Origin of the sequence: Mycobacterium sp. URHD0025, from assembly GCF_000426065.1 — a bacterium.
Taxonomy (GTDB): domain Bacteria; phylum Actinomycetota; class Actinomycetes; order Mycobacteriales; family Mycobacteriaceae; genus Mycobacterium.
The window spans coordinates 448545-470847 of record NZ_KE384491.1; the positions used below are offsets into that span (position 1 = coordinate 448545).

23 protein-coding genes are annotated in these 22303 nt (G+C 68.2%); 8 read left to right on the forward strand and 15 right to left on the reverse strand.

Going from position 1 to position 22303, the window contains the following annotated elements; translation table 11 throughout:
• Nucleotides 1-10 precede the first annotated feature (10 nt).
• Nucleotides 11-1585, forward strand: a complete 1575-nt coding sequence (locus H977_RS0130580) for a 4-coumarate--CoA ligase family protein (RefSeq protein ID WP_029111426.1) — start codon at nucleotides 11-13, stop codon at nucleotides 1583-1585.
• 8 nt (nucleotides 1586-1593) lie between these two features.
• Here H977_RS0130580 and H977_RS0130585 read toward each other — a convergent pair whose 3' ends face one another.
• The 12 genes from H977_RS0130585 to H977_RS0130640 all read right to left on the reverse strand — a co-directional run bounded on the left by H977_RS0130585 (nucleotide 1594) and on the right by H977_RS0130640 (nucleotide 11413).
• Nucleotides 1594-1917, reverse strand: coding sequence for an ArsR/SmtB family transcription factor (locus tag H977_RS0130585; protein WP_029111427.1), 324 nt, complete (start codon nucleotides 1915-1917; stop codon nucleotides 1594-1596).
• Entirely contained in the window at nucleotides 1914-2408 is a 495-nt protein-coding gene (locus tag H977_RS0130590; RefSeq protein ID WP_029111428.1) for an SRPBCC family protein, read from the reverse strand. Before H977_RS0130590 ends, H977_RS0130585 begins: the two co-directional genes overlap by 4 nt.
• 67 nt (nucleotides 2409-2475) lie before the next feature.
• The gene (locus H977_RS0130595; RefSeq protein WP_029111429.1) at nucleotides 2476-3489 is read right to left on the reverse strand and encodes a uroporphyrinogen decarboxylase/cobalamine-independent methonine synthase family protein; all 1014 of its coding nucleotides are present in this window, start codon (nucleotides 3487-3489) and stop codon (nucleotides 2476-2478) included.
• A 10-nt stretch (nucleotides 3490-3499) separates the two neighbouring features.
• A complete protein-coding gene (mnmA, locus tag H977_RS0130600; protein ID WP_029111430.1) occupies nucleotides 3500-4570 on the reverse strand; it encodes a tRNA 2-thiouridine(34) synthase MnmA in 1071 nt (356 codons plus the stop codon).
• Nucleotides 4567-5802, reverse strand: coding sequence for a cysteine desulfurase family protein (locus H977_RS0130605; RefSeq protein ID WP_029111431.1), 1236 nt, complete (start codon nucleotides 5800-5802; stop codon nucleotides 4567-4569). The genes mnmA and H977_RS0130605 overlap by 4 nt, the downstream gene beginning before the upstream one ends.
• Before the next feature lie 47 nt (nucleotides 5803-5849).
• The gene (locus H977_RS0130610; RefSeq protein ID WP_029111432.1) at nucleotides 5850-6704 is read right to left on the reverse strand and encodes a lysophospholipid acyltransferase family protein; all 855 of its coding nucleotides are present in this window, start codon (nucleotides 6702-6704) and stop codon (nucleotides 5850-5852) included.
• The gene (locus H977_RS0130615; protein ID WP_029111433.1) at nucleotides 6701-7549 is read right to left on the reverse strand and encodes a GNAT family N-acetyltransferase; all 849 of its coding nucleotides are present in this window, start codon (nucleotides 7547-7549) and stop codon (nucleotides 6701-6703) included. Before H977_RS0130615 ends, H977_RS0130610 begins: the two co-directional genes overlap by 4 nt.
• Nucleotides 7550-7635: 86 nt before the next feature.
• Entirely contained in the window at nucleotides 7636-8295 is a 660-nt protein-coding gene (locus H977_RS0130620) for a nitroreductase (protein ID WP_029111434.1), read from the reverse strand.
• Nucleotides 8295-8705, reverse strand: a complete 411-nt coding sequence (locus H977_RS0130625) for a cupin domain-containing protein (RefSeq protein WP_029111435.1) — start codon at nucleotides 8703-8705, stop codon at nucleotides 8295-8297. The genes H977_RS0130620 and H977_RS0130625 overlap by 1 nt, the downstream gene beginning before the upstream one ends.
• 1 nt (nucleotide 8706) lies before the next feature.
• A complete protein-coding gene (locus H977_RS0130630) occupies nucleotides 8707-9450 on the reverse strand; it encodes an SDR family oxidoreductase (RefSeq protein ID WP_029111436.1) in 744 nt (247 codons plus the stop codon).
• 168 nt (nucleotides 9451-9618) lie between these two features.
• Nucleotides 9619-10575: an electron transfer flavoprotein subunit alpha/FixB family protein gene (locus tag H977_RS0130635; protein ID WP_029111437.1), complete on the reverse strand. Its 957-nt coding sequence runs from the start codon at nucleotides 10573-10575 to the stop codon at nucleotides 9619-9621.
• A gap of 46 nt (nucleotides 10576-10621) precedes the next feature.
• Complete coding sequence (locus H977_RS0130640; RefSeq protein ID WP_029111438.1) at nucleotides 10622-11413, reverse strand: electron transfer flavoprotein subunit beta/FixA family protein; 792 nt, start codon at nucleotides 11411-11413, stop codon at nucleotides 10622-10624.
• Between the two features lie 228 nt (nucleotides 11414-11641).
• On the opposite strand from H977_RS0130640, the gene H977_RS0130645 reads away from it, so the two are divergent.
• The 6 genes from H977_RS0130645 (at nucleotide 11642) to H977_RS0130670 (ending at nucleotide 18156) form a co-directional block, all read left to right on the forward strand.
• Nucleotides 11642-12427 (forward strand): class I SAM-dependent methyltransferase, encoded by a 786-nt coding sequence (locus H977_RS0130645; RefSeq protein ID WP_029111439.1) that lies wholly within the window; start codon nucleotides 11642-11644, stop codon nucleotides 12425-12427.
• The gene (locus H977_RS0130650; RefSeq protein WP_029111440.1) at nucleotides 12424-13965 is read left to right on the forward strand and encodes a 1,4-alpha-glucan branching protein domain-containing protein; all 1542 of its coding nucleotides are present in this window, start codon (nucleotides 12424-12426) and stop codon (nucleotides 13963-13965) included. Before H977_RS0130645 ends, H977_RS0130650 begins: the two co-directional genes overlap by 4 nt.
• Nucleotides 13966-14065: 100 nt before the next feature.
• Nucleotides 14066-15307 carry a glycosyltransferase family 4 protein gene (locus H977_RS0130655; RefSeq protein ID WP_029111441.1) on the forward strand — a complete coding sequence of 414 codons (1242 nt, stop codon included), beginning with the start codon at nucleotides 14066-14068 and terminating at the stop codon, nucleotides 15305-15307.
• A 40-nt stretch (nucleotides 15308-15347) separates the two neighbouring features.
• Nucleotides 15348-16742, forward strand: a complete 1395-nt coding sequence (locus tag H977_RS0130660) for an MFS transporter (RefSeq protein WP_029111442.1) — start codon at nucleotides 15348-15350, stop codon at nucleotides 16740-16742.
• Nucleotides 16735-17493: an ArsR/SmtB family transcription factor gene (locus H977_RS0130665; protein WP_029111443.1), complete on the forward strand. Its 759-nt coding sequence runs from the start codon at nucleotides 16735-16737 to the stop codon at nucleotides 17491-17493. Before H977_RS0130660 ends, H977_RS0130665 begins: the two co-directional genes overlap by 8 nt.
• A 63-nt stretch (nucleotides 17494-17556) precedes the next feature.
• Nucleotides 17557-18156, forward strand: coding sequence for a hypothetical protein (locus H977_RS0130670; RefSeq protein ID WP_502691233.1), 600 nt, complete (start codon nucleotides 17557-17559; stop codon nucleotides 18154-18156).
• Nucleotides 18157-18164: 8 nt separating this feature from the next.
• On the opposite strand, the gene H977_RS0130675 is transcribed toward H977_RS0130670, so the two are convergent.
• Nucleotides 18165-18908, reverse strand: coding sequence for an acyltransferase (locus H977_RS0130675; RefSeq protein ID WP_029111445.1), 744 nt, complete (start codon nucleotides 18906-18908; stop codon nucleotides 18165-18167).
• A gap of 164 nt (nucleotides 18909-19072) precedes the next feature.
• On the opposite strand from H977_RS0130675, the gene H977_RS0130680 reads away from it, so the two are divergent.
• Nucleotides 19073-20356: an outer membrane protein assembly factor BamB family protein gene (locus tag H977_RS0130680; protein WP_029111446.1), complete on the forward strand. Its 1284-nt coding sequence runs from the start codon at nucleotides 19073-19075 to the stop codon at nucleotides 20354-20356.
• A 5-nt stretch (nucleotides 20357-20361) separates the two neighbouring features.
• Here the strand turns inward: H977_RS0130680 and H977_RS0130685 are convergent, their stop codons facing one another.
• Together H977_RS0130685 and H977_RS0130690 are read right to left on the reverse strand one after the other, a co-directional pair.
• Entirely contained in the window at nucleotides 20362-21051 is a 690-nt protein-coding gene (locus tag H977_RS0130685; RefSeq protein WP_029111447.1) for an esterase, read from the reverse strand.
• Nucleotides 21052-21125: 74 nt separating this feature from the next.
• Nucleotides 21126-22298, reverse strand: coding sequence for a THUMP-like domain-containing protein (locus H977_RS0130690; protein ID WP_155946896.1), 1173 nt, complete (start codon nucleotides 22296-22298; stop codon nucleotides 21126-21128).
• Nucleotides 22299-22303: the final 5 nt, after the last annotated feature.

Below are 22303 nucleotides of genomic sequence, written 5' to 3' on the forward strand. Positions count from 1 at the left end.
GGAAGCAGCCATGAGTTTCGCCAGCCCATTCCCCGACGTCGAGCTGCCCACCGTCAGCGTCTACGACTACCTGTTCGCAGACATGTCTGCCAACGATGCAGGCCGGATCGCCATGGTGGACGCCAAATCCGGTACCGAGACCAGCTATGGCGACCTGGTGCGCCGGATCGACGCGTTCGCCGGCGGCCTGGCCGCCCGCGGAATCGGTGTGGGTGATGTGGTGGCGCTGCTGTCGCCCAACAGTTCGGGTTTCGCGATCGCATTTCACGGCATCCTGCGCGCGGGAGCCACCGCCACCACCGTCAATGCGTTGTTCACCGCCCGCGACATCGCCAAGCAGCTCAAGGATTCGAAGGCCCGACTGCTGGTCACGGTCAGCGTGCTGCTGCCCCAGGCGCGCGAGGGGGCGGCAGCCGCAGGCCTCGCCGAGGATCAGGTGGTGGTGCTCGACGGTGACGGCCTCGGCGCCGAGGGCCCCGCACCGGAGGTGAGCTTCGATCCGGCCACTCATCTGGCCGCACTCCCCTACAGCTCGGGAACCACGGCGAATCCCAAGGGCGTCATGCTCACCCACGCCAACCTGACGGCCAATGTCGCACAGATCCGGCCGCTGCAGGGCCTGACCGCCGATGACCGTTTGTTGGCCGTGCTGCCCTTCTTCCACATCTACGGCATGACGGTGCTGCTGAATGCCGCCCTGCACGCCCGCGCCCAGCTGGTCATCATGCCGTCGTTCGATCTCGGTGAATTCCTGGGCAACATCGCCGACCACCGGTGCACCTTCGTCTACATCGCCCCGCCGGTGGCCGTCGCCCTGGCCAAGCACCCACTGGTCGATTCCTATGACCTGTCCTCATTGCGATCCGTCCTGTCCGGCGCGGCGGCGCTCGATGCCGACCTGGGCCGCGCCGTGGCAGATCGGTTGGGTTGCACGGTTTCTCAGGGTTACGGCATGAGCGAGCTGAGCCCGGTCAGCCACATCACGCCGCACGACCGCGGACTGGCTTCGGTCGGCACGGTGGCGCCGCTGAACTCCTGCGGCTGGACCGTGCCCAACAGTGCCAGCAAGCTGGTCGATCCTGACACCGGGAACGAAATCGGGATCCCGGCAGAAGGTTTGAGTGAGACCGGTGAACTGTGGTTCAAGGGCCCCAACGTGATGGCCGGCTACCTCGGCAACGAGGCGGCAACCCGGGAGACCATCGATGCCGACGGGTTCCTGCACACCGGAGATCTGGCCCAGGTCGATTCCCACGGCTGCGTCTACGTCGTCGACCGGCTCAAGGAACTCATCAAGTACAAGGGCTACCAGGTGCCGCCCGCCGAACTGGAGGCCGTGCTGCTGGGCCACCCAGGCGTCGCCGATGCCGCGGTGATCGGGGTGCAGGACGGCGAATCCGGCGAGGAAGTGCCGAAAGCCTTTGTGGTCAAACAACCTTCGTCGGAGTTGAGCGCCGACGAGGTGATGGCGTTCGTCGCAGGCCAGGTGGCGCCCTACAAAAAGGTGCGCCAGGTCGAGTTCATCGACGCGATTCCCAAATCATCGGCCGGCAAGATCCTGCGCCGCGAACTGCGCGGCAGATAGCCGCCCGTTCAGTCTTCGACGTAGGCCCGCAAGCGGTCAATCGCACCGTCCCAGCGGCGCGACAGTGCCGTCAGGTAGTCGCCTGCCTGTACCAGCGGCTCGGGCTCGATCCGCCAGATGCGTTCCCGGCCCTTGCGATCACTGGTCACCAACCCCACGGCCTCCAGTAGCAGCAGGTGCTTGGTCGCGGCTTGACGCGTCACCGGAATCACCTGCGTCAGTTGCACTGTCGAACACGGACCGCCCTCACAGAGGCGGGTGACGATGCGCAACCGGTTGGGATCGCCGAGCGCGTCGAACAGCGAGGCGCGCTGGGCGACGGCGGCCGTCACACCGGCTCGCCGAGCGCGAGGTACTTGCGGACCATCTCGGCCTGGTGTGCCCAGCCCTCGCTGTTGGCGTCGAAGGCCGACTTCCGCCGCTCCGCGGGAATCGCGTCGAATCCGGATTCGACGATCCGGAGCAGCACCCCGCCGTCGGTCTCGGCCAGGGTGAACTCCACCAACGTGGTGGGTGCCTCCGGTTCGCGGTCGCCGGGTTCGACGGCGTACGGGTGCCAGCGGAAGGCCAACCGGTGCGGCGGGTCGACCGCCACGACGTGCCAGGCGTCGGCTTCACCGGCGTAGGGCTCCTGCATGGCCGCGACCTCTTCATCGACCTCGGTCGGCGTGATCATTCCGTTGACCGTTTTCCCGGCGACGAACGGCCCGTCGAACCGGGCCCCGAACCAGCGGCCGAATTCCTCGGAATCACTGATGGCCCGCCACACCCGCTCCAGCGACGCCTTGAGCAGGACTTCCTTTTCGATTCGATCTGTACTCATACGCAACCTTTCAGTTGCCCATCAGCCTAGAACTCGCCAGGGCTCAAGCGCAACCTTTTGGTTGCTATTACTTGATGGCGTCCGGATCTTCGGCGAAGGCGTCGGCGGCCTTCTGCACCAGTTCCACCGCGGTGCGCGCCCATTGCGCCGTAGCGCCGGCCAGCCCGCACGACGGTGTGATGCCGATGCGGTCCAGCAGGACTGCCCGATTGAACCCGAGCCGGTCGGTGAGGGTCACTGCTGACTTGGCGACCTCTTCGAACGAAGGCCTCTCCTGGGGCTCTGTCGAGGGAACGACACCGAGCAGCACGGTACGCCCCGAGTCGACGAACTCGCCGATACCGTCCAAGTCGGCCGGTGTCAGCGTCGATACATCGACCGAAACCGCGTGAACAGCACTGCGCAACAACGCCTTCCATGGCAGTTCAGGCGCGCAGCTGTGTAGCGCGACATCTGTGCCGGCCGCTTTCACGCACGCGTCCAGCAGATTCATCGCCAACGGCTCGTCCACCGGATGCACCGGAGTGAAGCTCGTGATCCCGGAAAGCCGGCCGGCGAGCGCGGCGGGCAGCGACGGTTCGTCGAGCTGGATCACCACCGGGGTCTCCAGCCGCCGGGCCACCTCGGCACGATGGATCGCCAGCCCCTCGGCGAGCGAGGCCGAAAGATCGCGCAGCGCTCCGCGATCGGTGATGGCCCGGTGTCCGTTGGGCAGTTCGAGCTGGGCGGCCAGGGTGATCGGGCCGGGCGCCTGCACCTTGACCGCACGGCCACTGCCCCGCAGCCCGGCGCGCTCCCAGGCCTCTTCCAGCGCGTCGATGTCCTCGCCGAGCAGACTCACCGCCCGCCGCAGAGCAGTGCTGCGACCGCCGGCGATCCGGTAGCCGCGCGGCACGGTGTCGATGCCGATGTCGACCAGCAACGCCCCGGCCCGCCCGATCAGATCGGCGCCGATCCCCCGCGCCGGCAGCTCCACGAGGTGCGACAGGTTGTGCAATTCACCGACGACGACCTCTGTTGCCGCGCGTGGCTCTGTGCCGGGCCAGGATCCGATCCCGGTCGCCGTCGCGAAAACACTCACGCGAAAACACTCACGCGCGTGCGATGGTCGCGCTGGCGATGACCTCGTCGCCCTCGGCGTCGGGCCGGTACAGCACCATGGTCTGGCCGGGTGCCACGCCGCGCAACGGTGCCCGCAAGGACACCACGAGCCTGCCGTCGCGGAGCTCGGCCACCGCGTCGGTGATCCCGCCGTGGGCACGCACCTGAATCTGGCACTCCACCGGACCCTGCAGGGCAACGCTGCTGGTGAACACAGGCTTGTCGCCGACCAGCTCCCCGATCTCGAGGTCCTCGACCGATCCGACCCGCACCGTGCCCGTCTCGGCATCGATCGCGGTCACATACCGCGGCCGGCCGTCTGCACCCGGTCCGGCGATACCCAGACCCTTGCGCTGACCGATCGTGAAGGCATGCACGCCTTCGTGTTCGGCGAGCACCGTGCCTTCGTTGTCGATCACCGCACCGCGCCGAACCCCGATACGGGCGCCCAGGAACGCCTGGGTGTCCCCGGAGGGGATGAAGCAGATGTCATGGCTGTCAGGCTTTTTCGCCACGGCCAGGCCGCGCTCGGCGGCCTCGGCGCGGATCTGCGATTTGGGTGTGTCGCCGATCGGGAAGAGCGCGTGCGCCAGCTGTTCGGCGGTCAGCACACCCAGCACATACGACTGGTCCTTGTCGGCGTCGACGGCGCGGCGCAGCCGCCCGTCGGCCAGCCGCGCATAGTGACCGGTGGCGACCGCGTCGAACCCGAGCGCAAGAGCCCGCGCCGCCAGAGCGGAGAACTTGATGCGCTCGTTGCACCGCACACAGGGGTTCGGAGTCTCGCCGCGGGCGTACGACTCGACGAAGTCGTCGATCACGTCGTCCTTGAACCGATCGGCGAAATCCCACACATAGAACGGGATGTCGAGAATGTCGGCCACCCGGCGGGCATCGCCCGCGTCCTCCTTGGAGCAGCACCCCCGCGAACCGGTGCGCAACGTGCCCGGCGCCGATGACAGCGCCATGTGCACGCCGACGACGTCGTGGCCCGCGTCGACCATCCGTGCGGCGGCCACCGAGGAATCCACCCCACCGCTCATCGCGACAAGGACTCTCATGAGAAAGTCCTCCCCGCACTGGCCAGCGCTGCCTGCCGGGCCCGCTCGACAGCCGCGGGCAACACCTCCAGCACCGCGTCGACGTCGGCGTCCGTGCTGGTGTGCCCCAACGAGAAGCGCAAGGATCCCCGTGCCGTGGCCGGATCGGCCCCCATGGCGATCAGAACGTGCGACGGCTGCGCCACGCCGGCGGTACACGCCGAGCCGGTGGAGCATTCGACACCCTTGGCGTCGAGCAGCATCAGAAGTGAGTCACCTTCGCAGCCACGGAAAGTGAAGTGGGTGTTGGCCGGAAGCCGGCCGGCGCCCTGCGGCCCGTTGAGGTAGGTGTCCTCGATCGTGGTGAGCACACCGTCGATCAGCCGGTCCCGCAGTGCCTGCACCCGGGCACTGTGCTCGGCGAGCCCGCCGATGGCCACCTCCGCGGCCGCGGCCATGGCCACCGCGCCGGCCACATCGGGGGTTCCGGAACGGACGTCGCGCTCCTGTCCTCCGCCGTGCAGCAGGGGCACGCAGGCGGTGTCACGGCGCAGTACCAGAGCGCCGACGCCCATCGGACCGCCGAACTTGTGCGCGGCGACGCTCATCGCCGCCAGCCCGGTGGCCGCGAAATCGACAGGGATCTGGCCCACGGCCTGGATGGCGTCGCTGTGCATGGGGACGTCGAACTCGGCCGCGACGGCGGCCAGTTCGGCGATCGGCATGATCGTGCCGACCTCGTTGTTGGCCCACATGATCGATATGAGCGCCACATCAGCGGCACCGTTGGGTCCGCCGTCACCCCTCAGGGCCGAGCGCAGCGACTCGGGTGCCACGGCGCCCTCGGCGTCGACCGGCAGCCAGGTCACCTCGGCATCCTCATGCTCGACCAGCCACTGCACGGCGTCGAGAACGGCGTGGTGCTCGACAGCGGTGGTGATGATCCGACGCCGCTTCGGCTCGGCGTCGCGGCGGGCCCAGTAGATGCCCTTGACGGCGAGGTTGTCGCTCTCGGTGCCCCCCGCGGTGAAGATCACCTCCGAAGGACGGCAACCCAGCAGCTGAGCCAGCGTCTCGCGGGCCTCTTCCATCCGGCGACGCGCCATGCGGCCGGAACCATGCAGCGACGACGCATTGCCGACGGTGGCCAGCGCAGCGGTCATCGCCTCGACGGCAGCGGCGTGCATCGGGGTGGTGGCGGCGTGATCGAGATAGACCGGCCCGCCTGAGGAGGAGGTCAGGATGGAGGCCATAACCCTCCTAGGATAGCCGCTGGCCGACTACCCGCTTTCCAGCCGCCTCAGGCCACCAGGACGTGCGCGGGAGCGCCGGGGAGCTCGTGGTACGCGGCCCCATCTGAACGAACCACCGCTTCACAGCGCCGGGCCAGTGCCCGTCGATCGTCGCCGGGCAGCTGCAGAGATCCCACATGGACGTGGCATACCGTGCGACGTGCGGTGATGACCCTCCGCACCGACCGCAGCAGGGTGTCGTCGGCGACGAACGCCGGAATCGTCGACGGCCGTCCGTCGCGGTGGCGGTAGACCAGCCGTAACGGCTGAACCGGCCTGGCCGCGTCGATCGCAGCCTGGAACATCGCCGGCCGGAATTCTCCGTAGGCCAGCCCGCACCACGTGGTGCCCTCCGGGAAGGCCACCACCGTGTGTCCGGTGCGCAGGCGCTCGGCCACGGTGTGCACCACCGCGGGCAGCCGGCGCAGGCTGCCCCGGTCGATCGGGATGACCTTCATCACCCGGGCCAACCGCCCCACCGCGGGCCACTCGACCAGGTCGGCACGGGCCACGAACGATCCGGGCAGGACCGCGCCGACCGTGAAGATATCCAGCCAGGACACATGGCCGCTGACCACGAGAACGCCTTGCAAATTGCGAATCGGTCCGCCCGACAAGGCGATCCGCACTCCGAAGCAACGGAGCATCAACCGGCAGTAGAACCGCTGTACGTGTGAGCGGCCCGGTATCGGCACCGCCAGCAGCGGCACTCCGGGCGCCAGGAGTACCGCCATGACCACCCGCACCGTGGTACGGACCCAGACCACCAGCCGGCGTCCGGCGTCCGCCCCGCCGGCAGGTACGCAACTGGCATCGCACGAGGCTTTGGGCAGCCAGGAGTGCTCGCGCGTGGCGGTGGTCACGACGCGCCTCCGGGCATCCCGTCGGCCATGTCTGCCGCCGCCGAGACCGAACGCAGGCGCTTGAGGTAGCGCACGTCCGCGCGGCGTTTGTCCAGCAGGGCCGGGAAGTCCCCCACGCCGAAGTCTGGATCGTGGGCCGGTTCTCCGCACACCTGCGCGCCGAGGCGCAGATAGCCACGCATCAGGGGCGGCACCGTGGTCCGCGACGGCGGTTCGATGTCGTCGAGTCCCCTGCCGTCCAGCACCACCGGCCGGTACGGGTACACGGTGTGTTCGGCGGGTGCGGCGTGGCGACGCCGCACGAAGTCACGGATCCCGCGGATGTGGGTTCCTGGCGGGCCGTCGGCGTTCCCCGCAACCGGTACCGAGACACAGCCGGCGACGTAGTCGTACCCGAAGCGGTCGAGATAGGCCAGGATGCCCGCCCACATCAGCAGGACGACAGCCCCATTTCGGTGATCGGCGCGCACCACGGCACGCCCCATCTCGACCAAGGACGGGCGCAGCGCGTCGAGCCCTCGGACATCGAATTCGGTGGCGGTGTAGAGCCCGCCGGCGGCGATGGCGCCGGGCGGGGGCAGCATCCGGTAGCAGCCCACCAACTCACCGGTGCGGTCCTCACGCACGAGCAGGTGGTCGCAGTGCTCGTCGAACCGGTCGGCGTCACGTCCGTCGACGTTCTCGCTCAACGCGAACCCGGGTTCGGAGGTGAACACGTCGTGGCGGAGCTGCTGGGCGGCGTCGATGAGCTCGGGATCGGTGGACAACAGGAGGGTGTAGCGCGGCGCATCGGGCGCCGCGCTGTCGGTGTGATCAGCGGCGATGAGTACAGATGCAGTGCTCATAACCAGCACGGTCGCCCAGTCGCATCTCCGTACGGCATCGCCCGCATGACATGTCTGTGAGCGCCAGGTGACTTTTTGGACGGTCCTCAGTCGTCGAGGAACACGATGTTCTCGCCGATCGGGTTGCGCGGCGTGTCCAGGTTGTTGGCCGGGAACGCCGGGTCGGCATAGCCGATCGACACCCCGCACAGGACCATCAGATCGTCAGGGATGTCGAGTTGTTCACGCAGCACGTCTGGATAGAACGAGATGGACACCTGCACGCAACTGCCGAGGCCCCGTTCGTTCAACGCCAGCAGCAGAGTCTGCAGGAACATCCCGACCCCCAGCGCGTCGACGTTCGTGAAATCCCGGTGCATGCAGACCACGCCGGCGACCGGTGCGTGGAAGAACTCCCAGTTGCGCTTCTGAGCCGCCCAGCGGCCCTCTGCGTCATCGCGGGCGATCCCCATGGCCCCGTAGACCAGGGCGCCACTCTCCCTGCGCAGGTGAGCGAACCGCGGCGGCAGGCCCGCGGAGCCGATCGCCGGCGGAGCCGCCTCGACCGCGGCGAGCAGCGCGTCGATCAATCGGACGCGCCGCTCACCGGTGGCGAAAAAGACGTGCCACGGCTGTGTGTTCGAGTTCGACGGCGCCCGGATCGCCAGTGCGAGCGCCTCGTCCAGCAGTTCACGCGGAACAGGCTTGTCCGGCAAGAACATTCGTGACGATCGACGCGACCGGACGACATCGGCGAACTCGGCCATCAGCGGACTCGCTGGTCCTTGCGGGCTTCGAGCTCCTCGTCATCGACGATGACGAGCATCGGTTGACCGGGCACGCACAGCATGTTGACAAGGAATCGCAGCGGAATATCGTCGCGGTTGTTGGCATCCGAGTAATGGATGACATCACCGCCCGGTTCCCAGAAGGCCTCCCCCGCCTTGACCACCCGCGGAGCCTCACCCTCCAACTCGAACAGCATCTCGCCCTCGAGTACATAGCCGAAGGCGGGTCCGGCCGGATGCCGGTGTGGCGGCGCCCCGGGCGACCCGGCGGGCCACTCGATGATCGTCGTCATCACCTCGGCGTTCGGCGGGATGAACGGCGGTGTCACACTGGCGATCACCGTCATCGCATCGTGTAGCGCCTGCTCGCGCTCAGCCGAGACGGGCATGTCAGTTCGCCGCGATCGAGTCGGCGAAACGGATTTCACCCAGGATTCCGTCGTCGCCGGTCACCAGGCTGTTGTCGTCGACCGCCGTGCCGAAATACGTTGCCTGCGGATCGATCACGACCGTCTTGCCGTCACCGTGTTTGGCCACTACCGCACGCGCCATGTCGGCGAACGAGAGCTTTTCCGGCCCACCGATGTTGACGATGCCGCTCCGCGGCGCGGCCTGCGCCACCTTCGCCACCTCGGCGGCGACGTCGTCGACGGAGATCAGCTGGATCCGCGCGTCGGGGACGCGGACCTCGTCGCCCACCACCAACGACGCGGTGATGGCCTCGGCGAATTCCTGGAACTGCGTGGCCCGCACGATCGTGTAGGGCAGGCCGGAGTCGGTGATGTTCTTCTCCTGAGCCACCTTGGCCCGCATATAGCCGCTGTCCGGCAAACCGTCGGCGCCGACGATCGACAACGCGACGTAGTGTCCGACGCCGGTCTCCTTCGCGGCGGCCGCCAGATTGTGTGAGGACTTGGTGAAGAAGTCCATCACGGGACCGTCTTCGAACGAGGGCGAGTTGACCACGTCGACCAACACCTCGGCCCCGCTGAGCGCGTCCACCAGGCCCGCACCGGTGAGGACATCGGCGCCCGACGACAGGGAGGCGGCCACTACGTCGTGCCCGGCCTCGGTGAGCAACCGCACGACCCGCGATCCGATCTGGCCGCTGGCACCTATGACTGTGATCTTCATTGTGCGAATCCTTCTCTCGACGTGCTGACAGGACCAACACTGGCACCGCATGCCGAGATGCAAACCCTGGAAAGTCCGTAGTCGGCACGCGCCTCCGCTGCCCAGCAGACACAAAACTGCCCCTTTTCGTGCGAAAAGGGGCAGTTTTGTGTCTTGTCGTGCGGGGATCTATCCCTTGCGGGCCTTGACCGCCTCGGTCAGCTGCGGGCTGACCTTGAACAGGTCGCCGACGATGCCGAGATCGGCGATCTCGAAGATCGGGGCTTCCTCGTCTTTGTTCACCGCGATGATCGTCTTCGACGTCTGCATGCCGGCGCGGTGCTGGATCGCGCCGGAGATGCCCAGCGCGATGTACAGCTGCGGCGACACGGTCTTACCGGTCTGGCCGACCTGGAACTGGCCCGGGTAGTAACCCGAGTCGACCGCGGCGCGGGAGGCACCGACGGCACCGCCCAGCGAGTCGGCCAGCTCTTCGACGACCGAGAAGCTGTCGGCGCTGCCGACACCGCGACCACCGGCGACCACGACGCTGGCCTCGGTGAGCTCGGGACGGTCACCGGCGACGGCGGGCTCGCGCTTGGTGATCTTGGTCGCGTTCTCGGCCTGGGCCGGGACCTCGACGTTGACGACCTCGCCGGCACCGTCGGCCGGCGCGGCCTCGACCGAGCCCGGACGCACAGTGATCACCGGGGTGTCACTGGTGACCTGGGCCTCGACGGTGAAGGCGCCACCGAAGATGCTGTGGACGCCCACGGCGCCTTCGCGGACCTCGACGACGTCGACCAGCAGGCCCGAGCCGATACGCGCGGCCAGGCGGGCGGCGATTTCCTTGCCGTCGGCGTTGGCGGCGACGACGACGCCGGCCGGGGTGGCCGACTCGGCCAGTCCGGCCAGCACATCGACAACCGGGGTGACCAGGTAGTTCTCCGCGTCGTCGGACTCGGCGACGTAGATCTTGGCCGCACCGGCGGCCTTCAGGCCGTCGACCAGCGGGGCAGCGGTGCCCGGCTTGCCCACCACGACGGCGGCAGGCTCGCCCAGGGCACGGGCTGCGGTGATGAGTTCGGCGCTGACTTTCTTCAGTGCGCCGTCGGAGTGCTCAACGAGCACAAGTACTTCAGCCATGAGTTCTCGTTACGTCTTTCGGGAGTTGAGTATTCGGGATCAGCTGCTAGATCAATTTCTGAGCGACCAGGTACTCGGCGATCTTCGTACCGCCGTCACCTTCGTCGGTCACCTTCTCACCGGCGGTCTTCGGCGGCTTCGGGGTCGAAGACAGCACCTTGGAACCGGCATTCGCAACGCCGACCTCATCGGCTTCCACGCCGATCTCAGCGAGGGTGAGCACGGTGACTTCCTTCTTCTTCGCGGCCATGATGCCCTTGAAGGAGGGGAAGCGGGGCTCGTTGATCTTCTCGTTGACGCTGACCACGGCCGGCAGCGAGGCCTCGAGGCTGAAAACGCCGTCGTCGGTCTCGCGCTCGGCGGTGACCTTGCCGCCCTCGACGCTCAGCTTGCGCACGTGGGTCAGCTGGGGCAGGCCCAGGTACTCGGCGATCACGGCCGGGACCGCGCCGCCGACACCGTCGGTCGCCTCGTTACCGGCGATGACCAGCTCGGTGCCCTCGATGGTGCCCAGCGCGCGGGCCAGCGCCCAGCCCGTCTGGATCACGTCGGAGCCGTGCAGGCCGTCGTCCTTGAGGTGCACAGCCTTGTCGGCGCCCATGGACAGCGCCTTGCGGATGGCCTCGGTGGCGCGCTCCGGTCCGGCGGTCAACACGGTGACAGTGCTGTCTCCGCCCTCACGCTCCTTGATCAACAGCGCCTCTTCGACGGCGCGCTCGTTGATCTCGTCGAGCACGGCATCGGCAGCCTCGCGGTCGAGGGTGAAATCGCCGTCGGACAGCTTGCGCTCCGACCAAGTGTCTGGGACCTGTTTGATCAGGACCACGATGTTCGTCATGACTCTGGTTCGTCCTCCTCGATGAGACCGGTGGCCCGGGCTCATATCACGTTCTAGGCAACTAGCATCATGTTACCGGTCGGTAACTTTTGATGGTTCGCACGAACACCATAGCTGGTCGGACTTTGTATTCCGGCCTCCCCTACCACACCCCCGAGGTGGGGCAACCGTTGGTTGAATCGCCACCGACCCTTCAACCTGGGTAAGCCTGGGTTAGCCTGCCTTCCAATGAGCGCACACGCGGAGGGCTCGGATAGTGCCCTCACCCAAGCCCTACCTCTGACCGGCGAGCGGACCATCCCAGGCCTGGCCGAGGAGAATTACTGGTTCCGCCGTCATGAGGTGGTGTACCAGCGGTTGGCCGGCCGGTGCGTCGACCGCGAGGTCCTGGAGGCCGGCTGCGGCGAGGGCTACGGCGCAGACCTACTGGCCGACGTCGCGCGCAAGGTGGTAGCGCTCGACTACGACGAGGCCACGGTGGCACACGTGCGGGCCCGCTACCCACGAGTGGAGATCCGGCACGGCAACCTCGCCGAACTGCCGCTGGCCGATTCTTCGGTCGACGTCGTGGTGAACTTCCAGGTCATCGAGCATTTGTGGGATCAGGCGCAATTCGTCTCCGAGTGCTACCGGGTGCTGCGCCCAGGAGGCGTGTTCCTGGTCTCCACACCCAACCGGATCACCTTCTCCCCCGGACGGGACACCCCGCTCAACCCGTTCCACACCCGTGAACTCAATGCCGCGGAGCTGACCGAACTGCTGCACGACGCCGGCTTCACCGTCGAGTCCATGCTCGGGGTGTTCCACGGTGCCGGGCTGGCCGAACTGGACGCCCGCCACGGCGGTTCGATCATCGAGGCGCAGGTGCAGCGTGCGGTGGCCGACGCACCGTGGCCCGAGCAACTGCTCGCCGATGTGGCCGCCGTGGGCATCGACGACTTCGACCTGACCTCGGCCGACGAGCGCGACATCGACGACAGCCTCGATCTGGTGGCAATCGCGGTGCGGCCGTGACACCGTCCGCCGATCCGGCTCCGGGCTTATTCACGCTCGTCCTCCACACCCACCTGCCCTGGCTGGCCCACCACGGCCGCTGGCCGGTCGGCGAGGAATGGCTCTATCAGTCCTGGGCCGCGGCCTACCTGCCACTGATGCGGGTGCTGCGCGGCCTGGCCGCCGAGGACCGCAGTCACCTGATCACCCTCGGCATGACGCCCGTGGTCACCGCACAGCTCGATGACCCGTACTGCCTGACGGGCATGCATCACTGGCTGGCCAACTGGCAGCTGCGCGCCCAGGAGGCGACGACGCTGCGCACTCAAGAGGGCCTGCAGCAGTTCGGAATTCGCGAGTACGCCGAGGCCGAGGCGGCCATCGACGAGTTCACCACCCACTGGCGCCACGGAGCCAGCGGTCTGCTGCGTTCACTGATCGACGCCGGGACCATCGAGCTCCTCGGCGGTCCGCTGGCGCACCCGTTCCAGCCACTGCTCAACCCGCGGCTGCGCGAGTTCGCGCTGCGCGAGGGCCTGGCAGACGCACAGCAGCGCTTCGCCCACACCCCGGTCGGCATCTGGGCACCCGAGTGCGCGTACGCCCCCGGCATGGAGAACGGATACGCCGCCGCCGGTGTCGGGCACTTCATGGTGGACGGGCCGTCCCTGCACGGCGACACCGCGCTCGGTCGGCCCGTCGGCGACTCCGCCGTGGTGGCCTTCGGGCGCGACCTGAAGGTCAGCTACCGCGTGTGGTCGCCCAAGTCCGGCTATCCCGGCCACGCCGCCTACCGCGATTTCCACACCTACGACCACACCACGGGACTCAAGCCCGCGCGGGTCACCGGTCGCAACGTCCCGTCCGAAGAGAAGGCGCCCTACGATCCGCAGCGCGCCGACCGCGCGATCGACGAGCATGTCGCCGACTTCGTCGGGGTGGTCCGACGTCGGCTGATCAGCGAGAGCGAGCGGATCGGCCGCCCGGCGCACGTGGTGGCAGCCTTCGACACCGAATTGTTCGGGCATTGGTGGTACGAGGGCCCGGAGTGGCTCGGCCGGGTGCTGCGTGCGCTGCCCGCGGCCGGTGTCCGGGTGGGCACCCTGGCAGACGCCAAGGCCGGCGGCTTCATCGGCACCCCGGTCGAATTGCCGCCCAGCTCTTGGGGTTCCGGTAAGGACTGGCAGGTCTGGAACGGCGAGAAGGTGGCCGATCTGGTCCAGCTCAACAACGAGGTGGTCGACGGCGCGCTGAGCACCGTGGACAAGGCGCTCACCCAGCACGCCGCGGTCGGTGCACCCACTGCCCGCGACCGTGTCGCCGATCAGATCCTGCGGGAGACCCTGCTGACCGTGTCCAGTGACTGGCCGTTCATGGTGAGCAAGGACTCGGCCGCCGACTATGCGCGCTACCGCGCGCATCTGCATGCGCACGCCACGCGCGAGATTTCCGACGCACTGGCCTCGGGCCGCCACGACCATGCCGAGCGGCTCGCCGACGGCTGGAACAAGGCCGACGGATTGTTCGGTGCCCTCGACGCCCGGCGTCTGCCAAAATGACATTCACCCCACATTCCGCGAGCGCCCGTGTCTGCGCGTCGACACGCCGCGAAACCACGGCATCTATCGGTCGCTCGCACCGGCACGAAGGCACGCAGTCATGAAGATCCTGATGGTGTCATGGGAGTACCCGCCCGTCGTCGTCGGCGGTCTGGGTCGCCACGTACACCACCTGGCCACCGCCCTGGCCGAAGCCGGCCACGAGGTCGTCGTCCTGAGCCGCCGGCCCACCGACACCGATCCGAGCACCCATCCGTCCACCGACGAGATCAGCGAGGGCGTGCGGGTGGTGGCCGCCGCCCAGGATCCGCACGAGTTCGACTTCGGCACCGACATGATGGCCTGGACGCTTGCCATGGGGCATGCGATGGTCCGCACAGGCCTTGCCGTCAAAGGCAATTCGGGTGACCGCTGGGTACCCGACATCGTCCACGCCCACGATTGGCTGGTGGCCCATCCCGCCATCGCACTGGCCGAATACTTCGATGTGCCACTGGTTTCCACCATCCACGCGACCGAGGCGGGCCGGCACTCCGGATGGGTATCCGGGCCGATCAGCCGCCAGGTGCATGCCGTGGAGTCCTGGCTGGTGCGCGAATCCGATTCGCTGATCACATGTTCGGCTTCCATGAGCGATGAGATCACCGAACTGTTCGGACCCGAGCTGTCCGAGATCAGGGTGATCCGCAACGGGATCGACGCCGATCTCTGGCCGTTCGCGCCACGACGCCCCCGCACGGGCCCGCCGGAGTTGCTGTACCTCGGCCGGCTGGAGTACGAGAAGGGCGTGCACGATGCGATCGCGGCGCTACCCCGCATCCGCCGCGCACATCCTGGCACCACGCTGACCATCGCCGGTGACGGAACCCAGCAGCAGTGGCTCGTCGATCAGGCCCGAAAGCACAAGGTGCTCAAGGCAACCCGATTCGTCGGACGGCTCGGTCACGAAGAACTTCTGCAGGCGCTGCAGGGGGCCGACGCCGCGGTGCTGCCCAGCCACTACGAGCCGTTCGGCATCGTGGCGCTGGAGGCGGCAGCCACCGGCACGCCGCTGGTGACCTCCAACGTGGGTGGTCTGGGCGAGGCCGTGATCGACGGGCAGACCGGGATGTCTTTCGCGCCACGCGATGTGGCGGGCCTGGCCGCGGCGGTACGCGCGGTGCTCGACGATCCCGAGGCGGCCCAGCGCCGCGCGCTCGCGGCCCGCGAGCGCCTGAGCTCCGACTTCGACTGGCACACCGTGGCCGCCGAGACCAGCCAGGTCTACCTGGCCGCCAAACGCGCCGAGCGGGAGCCGCATCCGCGCAAGCCGATCGTCGAGCACGCACTGCCCGACCGCTGATTCGACCGGCGTCGAATCATTCCGCACTTAGCGTGCGGATATGGCACTCAAACGTTCTGCCGCGATCACGCTGATCGCCGCGTACCTCGGGTTGTTCATCGGCCTGGTCGACGCGAACGCCGTCAACCTGGCGCTGCCGGCGATCGCCGGTGACCTGGGCGGCGGGGTGGCCGGTGCGCAATGGACCATCGACGCCTACAACGTGACGTTCGCGGCGTTTCTGCTCACCGCGGGATCGCTCGGTGACCGGTTCAGCCGGCGCCGCGTGCTGCGGATCGGGCTGGTGACGTTCGTCGGGGCCTCGATCGCCTGTGCGCTGGCGCCGTCACTGACCCTGCTGCTGGTGGCGCGGGCGATACAGGGTCTCGGTGCGGCATTGATGTTGCCGCAGGGGCTGGCCATCGCCGCGGCGGCCTTTCCGGACCCGCGCGGACGCGCCCGCGCCACCGCCGGCTGGGCGATGGCCGCAGCCGGCAGCACCGCGCTGGGCCCGCTACTGGGCGGATTGCTCGCCGAATCGATCGGCTGGCGCTGGATCTTCTGGGTCAACGTGCCGGTCGGCCTGCTGGCGTTGGCGGCGAGCGCCACGCACCTGCCGGATTCGCGCGATCCGGACGCTGGGCGCATCGACCTGCCGGGTCAGTGTCTGGCCATCGTGGCGCTCGGTGCCACCACGCTTGTGCTGGTCGAGGGACACGATTGGCGCTGGCAGCGGACCGTGGCGATCGCGGCGACAGCGCTGGCCGCCTTCGTGGCGTTCCTGGGCGTGCAGCGCCGCAGCCGGCACCCGATGCTGCCGCTGGACCTGTTCGGCAACCGCCAGTTGGCCGGCGCGCTGCTGGCGACGTTCGCGATGACATTCGGCATCTACGGCCTGCTTCTGGTGAACAGCTTTGCCTTCCAACAACTCCGGGGCTTCAGCGCATTGGAGACGGCCATGTGGTTCCTGCCGATGGCGATCGTCTACCTGCTGCTGATCCCCGCCGCCAACATGTTGGCTCGCCGCACCGGACCGCGCCCGCCGATGGCTGCCGGACTGGCTCTGATGGCGGCGGGTTCCCTGGTCTACGCCGCGGCGGGGCCGCTCGGCGCAATCGGGTGGCTGGAGCTGTCGTTCGTGCTCGCGGGTGCTGGGCTGGCCCTCAACACCGGGCCTGCGGTGACGCTGGCGATGGCGGCGATCCCGCCGGCGCGGACGGGCCTGGCCTCGGGCGTGGTGAATCTGGCCCGGCTGTTGGGTATCACTGTCGGGGTCGCCGTGTTGGGTAGTGCCATGACGGTTGTCGGCGGGGCCACCGGCGTGCGCGCCGCACTGCTCGCGGGCGCCGCGTGCCAGTTGGTGGGCGCGGTACTGGCCCTACGGCTGACGCGACGCATACGGGCACCCGCAGAACCGGGCACCCGCACCGCAGGGAAGGAGTCGTGTCATGCGTGAGGCGCAGGAACTGGCCTCGGCATCCGAGGTCGACATCGCCGCGGTGGCCGCGCTGCTGGCCGACCCGGCGCGGTGCAAGGTGCTGCTGGCTCTCGATGACGGCCGCGCGCTGCCGGCCGGTGTGCTGGCCGAGGAAGCCGGGATCAGCCGCGCCACCGCCAGCAGTCATCTGGCCAAACTCGCCGATGCCGGGCTTCTCACGGTCCGCACGCAGGGCCGCCACCGTTATTACCGACTGGCCGGCCCTGAGGTCGGCGCGCTCATCGAGCAGCTCGGCCGGCTGGCGCCGGCCCGGCCGGTCACCTCGCTGCGGGAGGGCACGCGCGCGGCGCGGCTGCGCTCGGCCCGAACCTGTTATGACCACATCGCCGGCCGGCTGGGTGTTCAGCTCATGGGCAGCCTGCTCGATCGCGGCGTGCTCACCGGTGGGGACGGCTGGTTCCACCCCGGCGGCACCGACCGGCTGAGCAGCCCGGGCCACGACGTGCCCTATCGGCTCACCGATGGCGGAGGCGACCTGCTCCATCAGATGGGAATCGAATTGCCCAGCGGCCCAAGGCCACTGGTGCGCTACTGCGTGGACTGGACCGAGCAGCGTCACCACATCGCCGGCGGGCTGGGCCGGGCGCTGCTCGATCAGTTCCTGGCGGCGGGGTGGCTACGCCGCACCCCGCGCCACCGCGCCCTCACCGTGACCGAGTCCGGCCGCGCCGCCCTGGGCGATCGATTCGGCATCGACTGGACCGGTTGAGGCAGCGGTTCGAGAATCGCCGAACCGCTGTCGACGGCGATGTCCAGCAAGCACAATCGAGCCGTGACCCGGATCTGGAGACTCGGCGCACGCTCGGTGTGTGCCTCACTTGTCGGCGCATCGCTCATCCTCGGCCCGGTCGCACCGGCCACCGCTGAGCCGGCCCCGAGCCTGCCCGCGTTCGTGCCCCATCCCTCGGACTGGTCGCCCGACTACACGGTGTTCCCCTACAACCTGTGGCAGGTGCGCGTCACGCCCGAGCAGATCGACGCGCAGCGTGAGTCCTGCCAGTGGTTCAACGCCCAGTACGGCACGCTGATGACTCAGATCGTGGGCTTCCAGAATTTCCTGGGCGGGCGTCACGACGATTGGACCGCTCCCGGCGTGCAGGCCGCAGGCGATGCGGTGAAGGCCAACGTCGATCAGTCGGCGGCATTCCTGGATCCGCGGGCCCACACCCTGTACATCACCAATTACCCGGACCAGAGCCAGTATTCACCGCTGTACAACGGTGACTCGATCTATCACCTGTGGTATCAGCTCACCCAGATCAGCGACAAGATCGCCAAGCGGCAGCCGGCCGGCGTCATCAACGCCAACATCGCCACCGCCAACGTCTACGGGAACGTGATCCGCGACTCCGGGGTGTGCAATGGGGCCTGAACGGCCCCTCAGTTGCTGTTGGCCGCCTTCTTGCGCTCGATGTCGGCCAACGCGGCGGCCAGTTCGGCGCGCTCTGCGGCCGACGTCTCCCAGTCCAGCTTGCGGTTCTTGACCACCTTGGCCGGCGCTCCGACGGCGATCGAGTAATCGGGGATCTCACCCTTGACCACGGCATGGGCGCCCAGCACACATCCGCGGCCGACCGAGGTGTTGCGCAGGATGGTGACCTTGGCGGCAATCCAGGTGTCCGGACCGATCCGCACCGGGCCCTTGATGATGCCCTGGTCCTTGATGGGCATGTCGATGTTGTCCATCTTGTGGTCGAAGTCGCACACGTAGCACCAGTCGGCCATGAGCGCGGAGTCGCCGAGCTCGATGTCGAGGTAGGTGTTGATCACGTTGTCGCGGCCCAGTACCACTTTGTCGCCGATCCGCAGCGAGCCCTCGTGACAGCGAATGGTGTTCTTGTCGCCGATGTGCACCCAGCGGCCGATCTCCATCTGCGCCAGTTCCGGGGTGCACTGGATCTCCACGCCCTTGCCGAGAAAGACCATGCCGCGGGTGATGATGTGCGGGTTGGCCAGCTTGAACTTCAGCAGCCGCCAGTACCGCACCAGGTACCACGGGGTGTAGGCGCGGTTGTCGATCACCCATTTCAGCGACGCCTTGGTCAGGAAGTCGGCCTGGCGCGGATCACGTAGCCGGGAGCCCCGCCAGCGTTTGTGAATCGGGGCGCCCCACATCGTCGTCATGGCCGGACAGCCTAGCCGAGGACACTCGACCGCTTCCGGCTCGCCGCCACTGCACCGCCTCGTCCGGTTCCCGGGTCGCTGCGGTCATGCCCGCCGAGCGGCCGGGTAACCTCACCTGGGCCCCGAAAACCAGTCCCATGCGTGTTGGGCGACGAAAGGACATCGTGTTCCGGCGATACCTTGCACTGGCGGTCGCGGTGCTGCTCACAGGCCTGCTCGCCGGATGCGAGAACACCGATTCATGGGTGGACGCGCACGCCGCACAAGGTTGGTCGGCGCAATACGGAGACGCCGCCAACAGCAGCTACACCCGCTCCCACGGACCCGAGGCGCTGCGCCTGGAATGGAGCCGATCGGTGAAGGGTGAGCTGGGCGCCCAGGTGGCGCTGAGCTCCGACAACCGCCTGGCCGCCAACGCCCAGACCGCCGGCGGCTGTTCGTTGATGGTGTGGGAGGCCGACAACAACGCCCGCCAGCGCTGGTGTACGCGACTGGTGCTGGGCGGTGGCTGGTCCAGTCCCCTGTTCGACGGGTTCGACAACGTCTACGTCGGCCAACCGGGCACCATTCTGTCCTTCCCGCCGACCCAGTGGATCCGCTGGCGCCAGCCGGTGATCGGCATGCCAACCACGCCGAGGCTCCTCGATGACGGCCAGTTGCTGGTGGTCACCCATTTGGGCCAGGTGCTGGTGTTCGACGGGCACCGCGGCACGATCGAGGGAACACCGCTGGACCTGGTCTCCGGTGTGGACCCGACCGATTCGCAGCGCGGGCTGGGCGATTGTCAGCCGGCCCGGTCGCGGTGCCCGGTGGCTGCCGCTCCTGCGTTCTCACAGCAGGCGGGCCTCGTGGTGCTCAGTGTGTGGCAGCCCGGGGCCGAGGCGCCGGTGCTGATGGGGTTGCGCTACCACCCCGGCGAGAAGACGTTGCTGACGCAGGAATGGACCAGCAACGCCGTGGGCCGCGGACCGCTGGCCAGCCCGGTGCTGTCCGCCGACGGTTCGACGGTGTACGTCAACGGCCGCGACCAGAATCTCTGGGCACTCAATTCCGCCGACGGCTCGCCGAAATGGTCGGTGCCACTGAACTATCTGGCGCAGACCCCGCCATCGGTGTCGCCGGACGGCCTGATCGTGGCCGGCGGTGGACCGGAGGCCAAGCTGACCGCGGTGCGCGATGCCGGGGACCACGGTGAGGTGACCTGGACCCGTGACGACGTCGTCCCGCTGACCACGTCGAGCCGGGCCGGCGGTGTCGGCTACGCGGTGGCCCGCGAAGGCGGGCACGGCCAGACGCTGTTGGTGTTCGACGCAGCCGACGGGCACACCCTCAACGCCTATCCCGTTCCGGAAGCCACGGGCTGGCCGGTCGGGGTGTCGATCGGTGACGACCATCGGATCGTCACCGCGACCAGTGACGGTCAGGTGTACGGGTTCGCGCCGGCCTGATCCTGTCAGCTCAGCAGCGCCGCCACGGCGGACCGCGGGACGTTGGCCTGGCTGGCTCCGGCGGCTTCCGGCAGCAGCTCACCCTGCCCGAAGAAGAAGATCACCGAGTCGTCGGTGATCGCGAAGTTCTGATAATGCGCGGGGTCCAGGCCGATACTCGGCGCGATGGCCTGTTCGACGCCCGACTGCTTCTGCAATTCGCGCTGCACGATCGGGAAGATCACGTCCAACGGCTTGGAGCCCGGCTTGAACAGAGTGTCGAAGGTGATGGGCGCCCGCGTGGTCACGTTGTAGTTGAACGTCTTGTACCAGGTCTGCGGATGCGCGCCGCCGACATTCTGGTACACCTCGAACACCAGGCTCTGGGTACGCGGCGGCGTTCCGGAACTGTAGGCGGTGCCCCTGGCATCCAGCACGTAGGGCTGATCGCGTGAGCCGGGCATGTCCGAGACGTTGACGAAACCGTCGCGGGTCTGGGTCAGGTATCCGGCGACCGACTGCTGATCGGGATAGTCGGTCGGGAACGTGTAATCCAGTGTGTAGGTGGCATTGGCGGTGTGCACCTGGCAGATCTGGTCGGCGCCGACGGTGCCACCGAGGTCGGCGCAAGCCGACTGCGCAGCTGCCACCGGCATACCGAGCCAGCCGAGCAGCGCACCGGCCGCCAGCAGCGCTGTCACAGGGGGAATTCGCATCGTCAGTCGTCCTCGCAGGCGATCAACTCACACCGGTGGATCCACCGGCGTGTCTCGTTCAGGGTACGTGGCCGTTATCGCGATGGGCGACAAATGAATGCCGTTGCCCGGCTGGACGCCCCGGAACCGAGCCGCGCGATCACCACCGCCAGGTGCTCGGTGCCGCGCAGCCGCATCCGGGCCCGCAACGCATCGGGATCCACGTCGAGGCCACGAACCAGGATCTCCAGCGCTCCCACCGACCGGGCCGTCAACGCCGCCCGCAACCGCCGCTCCTGGAAATGCAGCTGTTCGAGCACCTCGAAACCGCGGACCCCGGCGGGCAACTCGTCACCGGACAGGTAGGCGATGTCGGGGTCGAGCTGCCACAGGCCGTGCCGCGCCGCGTAGTGGCGGACCAGCCCGGCCCGCACCACCGCGCCGTCGGGATCGACGATCCAGCGCCCGGCTGCGGCGACCGGACAGTCATCGGTCTCGGCGTCGCTGATCTGCTCCCCGGTGTCGAGCATCGTGGCCCGCCGGAGCACACCGGGTTCGGTCAGGCCCGGAGACCACAGGCAGGCTTCGCGCACGCTGCCGCCGGCCGATGTCACTTCGATCTCGCCGGCAAACCCCATCTTGGTCAGCTCGTCGAAATCGATTCCAGGAGCACACTTCACCACGAGGTCCCTGTCGCGGTAGACGTCCAGCACGGCGTCGAGTGCCGGGGTGTAGGCACGGGGGTCGAAGCGGCGCCGCCCGCCGGAGCGGCGGGCCGGGTCGATGATCACCACGGTGTCGCGGGTGACCGGTGCGAGGGCGTCGGCCCGGCACAGTGGGACACCGGGGCCGCCGTCATCCAGATTGTGCGCGGCCATCGCCAACCGCACCGGATCGAGGTCGCTGCCGACCAGCTGTGCAGTGCAATCACGCAGTGCCACAAGCTCAGTGCCGATCGAGCAGGTGGCGTCGTGCACCTTGGCCCCGGCCAGTCTCCTGGCCCGGTGCGCGGCCACCGGTGCGGCCGTGGCCTGTTGCAGCGCCTCGTCGGTGAACAGCCATCGATCCGCGTCGTCGAACTTGGCCCGCGCTCTCCTGCGCAGTTGGACGGTTTCCACGAGCACCGTCGCGTGATCGCCGAACTGTGCTCGCACAGAGGCGATGTCGTTGATCAGGCTGGCTCCGGTGAGGCGGCGCTCGGCCACCTCACCCAAGGCTCGGGTTCCCGCCTCAGATCGCAGGTACGCGACGTGGGTGAGTTCGAAAATCTACC

Coding starts and splice junctions, on each gene's coding strand:
- H977_RS0130625 (WP_029111435.1), bottom strand. CDS start 8,705: ATGCCCGTCTCGGCTGAGCGCGAGCAGGCGCTACACGATGCGATGACG.
- H977_RS0130675 (WP_029111445.1), bottom strand. CDS start 18,908: ATGACGACGATGTGGGGCGCCCCGATTCACAAACGCTGGCGGGGCTCC.
- H977_RS0130630 (WP_029111436.1), bottom strand. CDS start 9,450: ATGAAGATCACAGTCATAGGTGCCAGCGGCCAGATCGGATCGCGGGTC.
- H977_RS0130590 (WP_029111428.1), bottom strand. CDS start 2,408: ATGAGTACAGATCGAATCGAAAAGGAAGTCCTGCTCAAGGCGTCGCTG.
- H977_RS0130615 (WP_029111433.1), bottom strand. CDS start 7,549: ATGAGCACTGCATCTGTACTCATCGCCGCTGATCACACCGACAGCGCG.
- H977_RS0130655 (WP_029111441.1), top strand. CDS start 14,066: ATGAAGATCCTGATGGTGTCATGGGAGTACCCGCCCGTCGTCGTCGGC.
- H977_RS0130620 (WP_029111434.1), bottom strand. CDS start 8,295: ATGGCCGAGTTCGCCGATGTCGTCCGGTCGCGTCGATCGTCACGAATG.
- H977_RS0130635 (WP_029111437.1), bottom strand. CDS start 10,575: ATGGCTGAAGTACTTGTGCTCGTTGAGCACTCCGACGGCGCACTGAAG.
- H977_RS0130660 (WP_029111442.1), top strand. CDS start 15,348: ATGGCACTCAAACGTTCTGCCGCGATCACGCTGATCGCCGCGTACCTC.
- H977_RS0130640 (WP_029111438.1), bottom strand. CDS start 11,413: ATGACGAACATCGTGGTCCTGATCAAACAGGTCCCAGACACTTGGTCG.
- H977_RS0130580 (WP_029111426.1), top strand. CDS start 11: ATGAGTTTCGCCAGCCCATTCCCCGACGTCGAGCTGCCCACCGTCAGC.
- mnmA (WP_029111430.1), bottom strand. CDS start 4,570: ATGAGAGTCCTTGTCGCGATGAGCGGTGGGGTGGATTCCTCGGTGGCC.
- H977_RS0130645 (WP_029111439.1), top strand. CDS start 11,642: ATGAGCGCACACGCGGAGGGCTCGGATAGTGCCCTCACCCAAGCCCTA.
- H977_RS0130665 (WP_029111443.1), top strand. CDS start 16,735: ATGCGTGAGGCGCAGGAACTGGCCTCGGCATCCGAGGTCGACATCGCC.
- H977_RS0130685 (WP_029111447.1), bottom strand. CDS start 21,051: ATGCGAATTCCCCCTGTGACAGCGCTGCTGGCGGCCGGTGCGCTGCTC.
- H977_RS0130605 (WP_029111431.1), bottom strand. CDS start 5,802: ATGGCCTCCATCCTGACCTCCTCCTCAGGCGGGCCGGTCTATCTCGAT.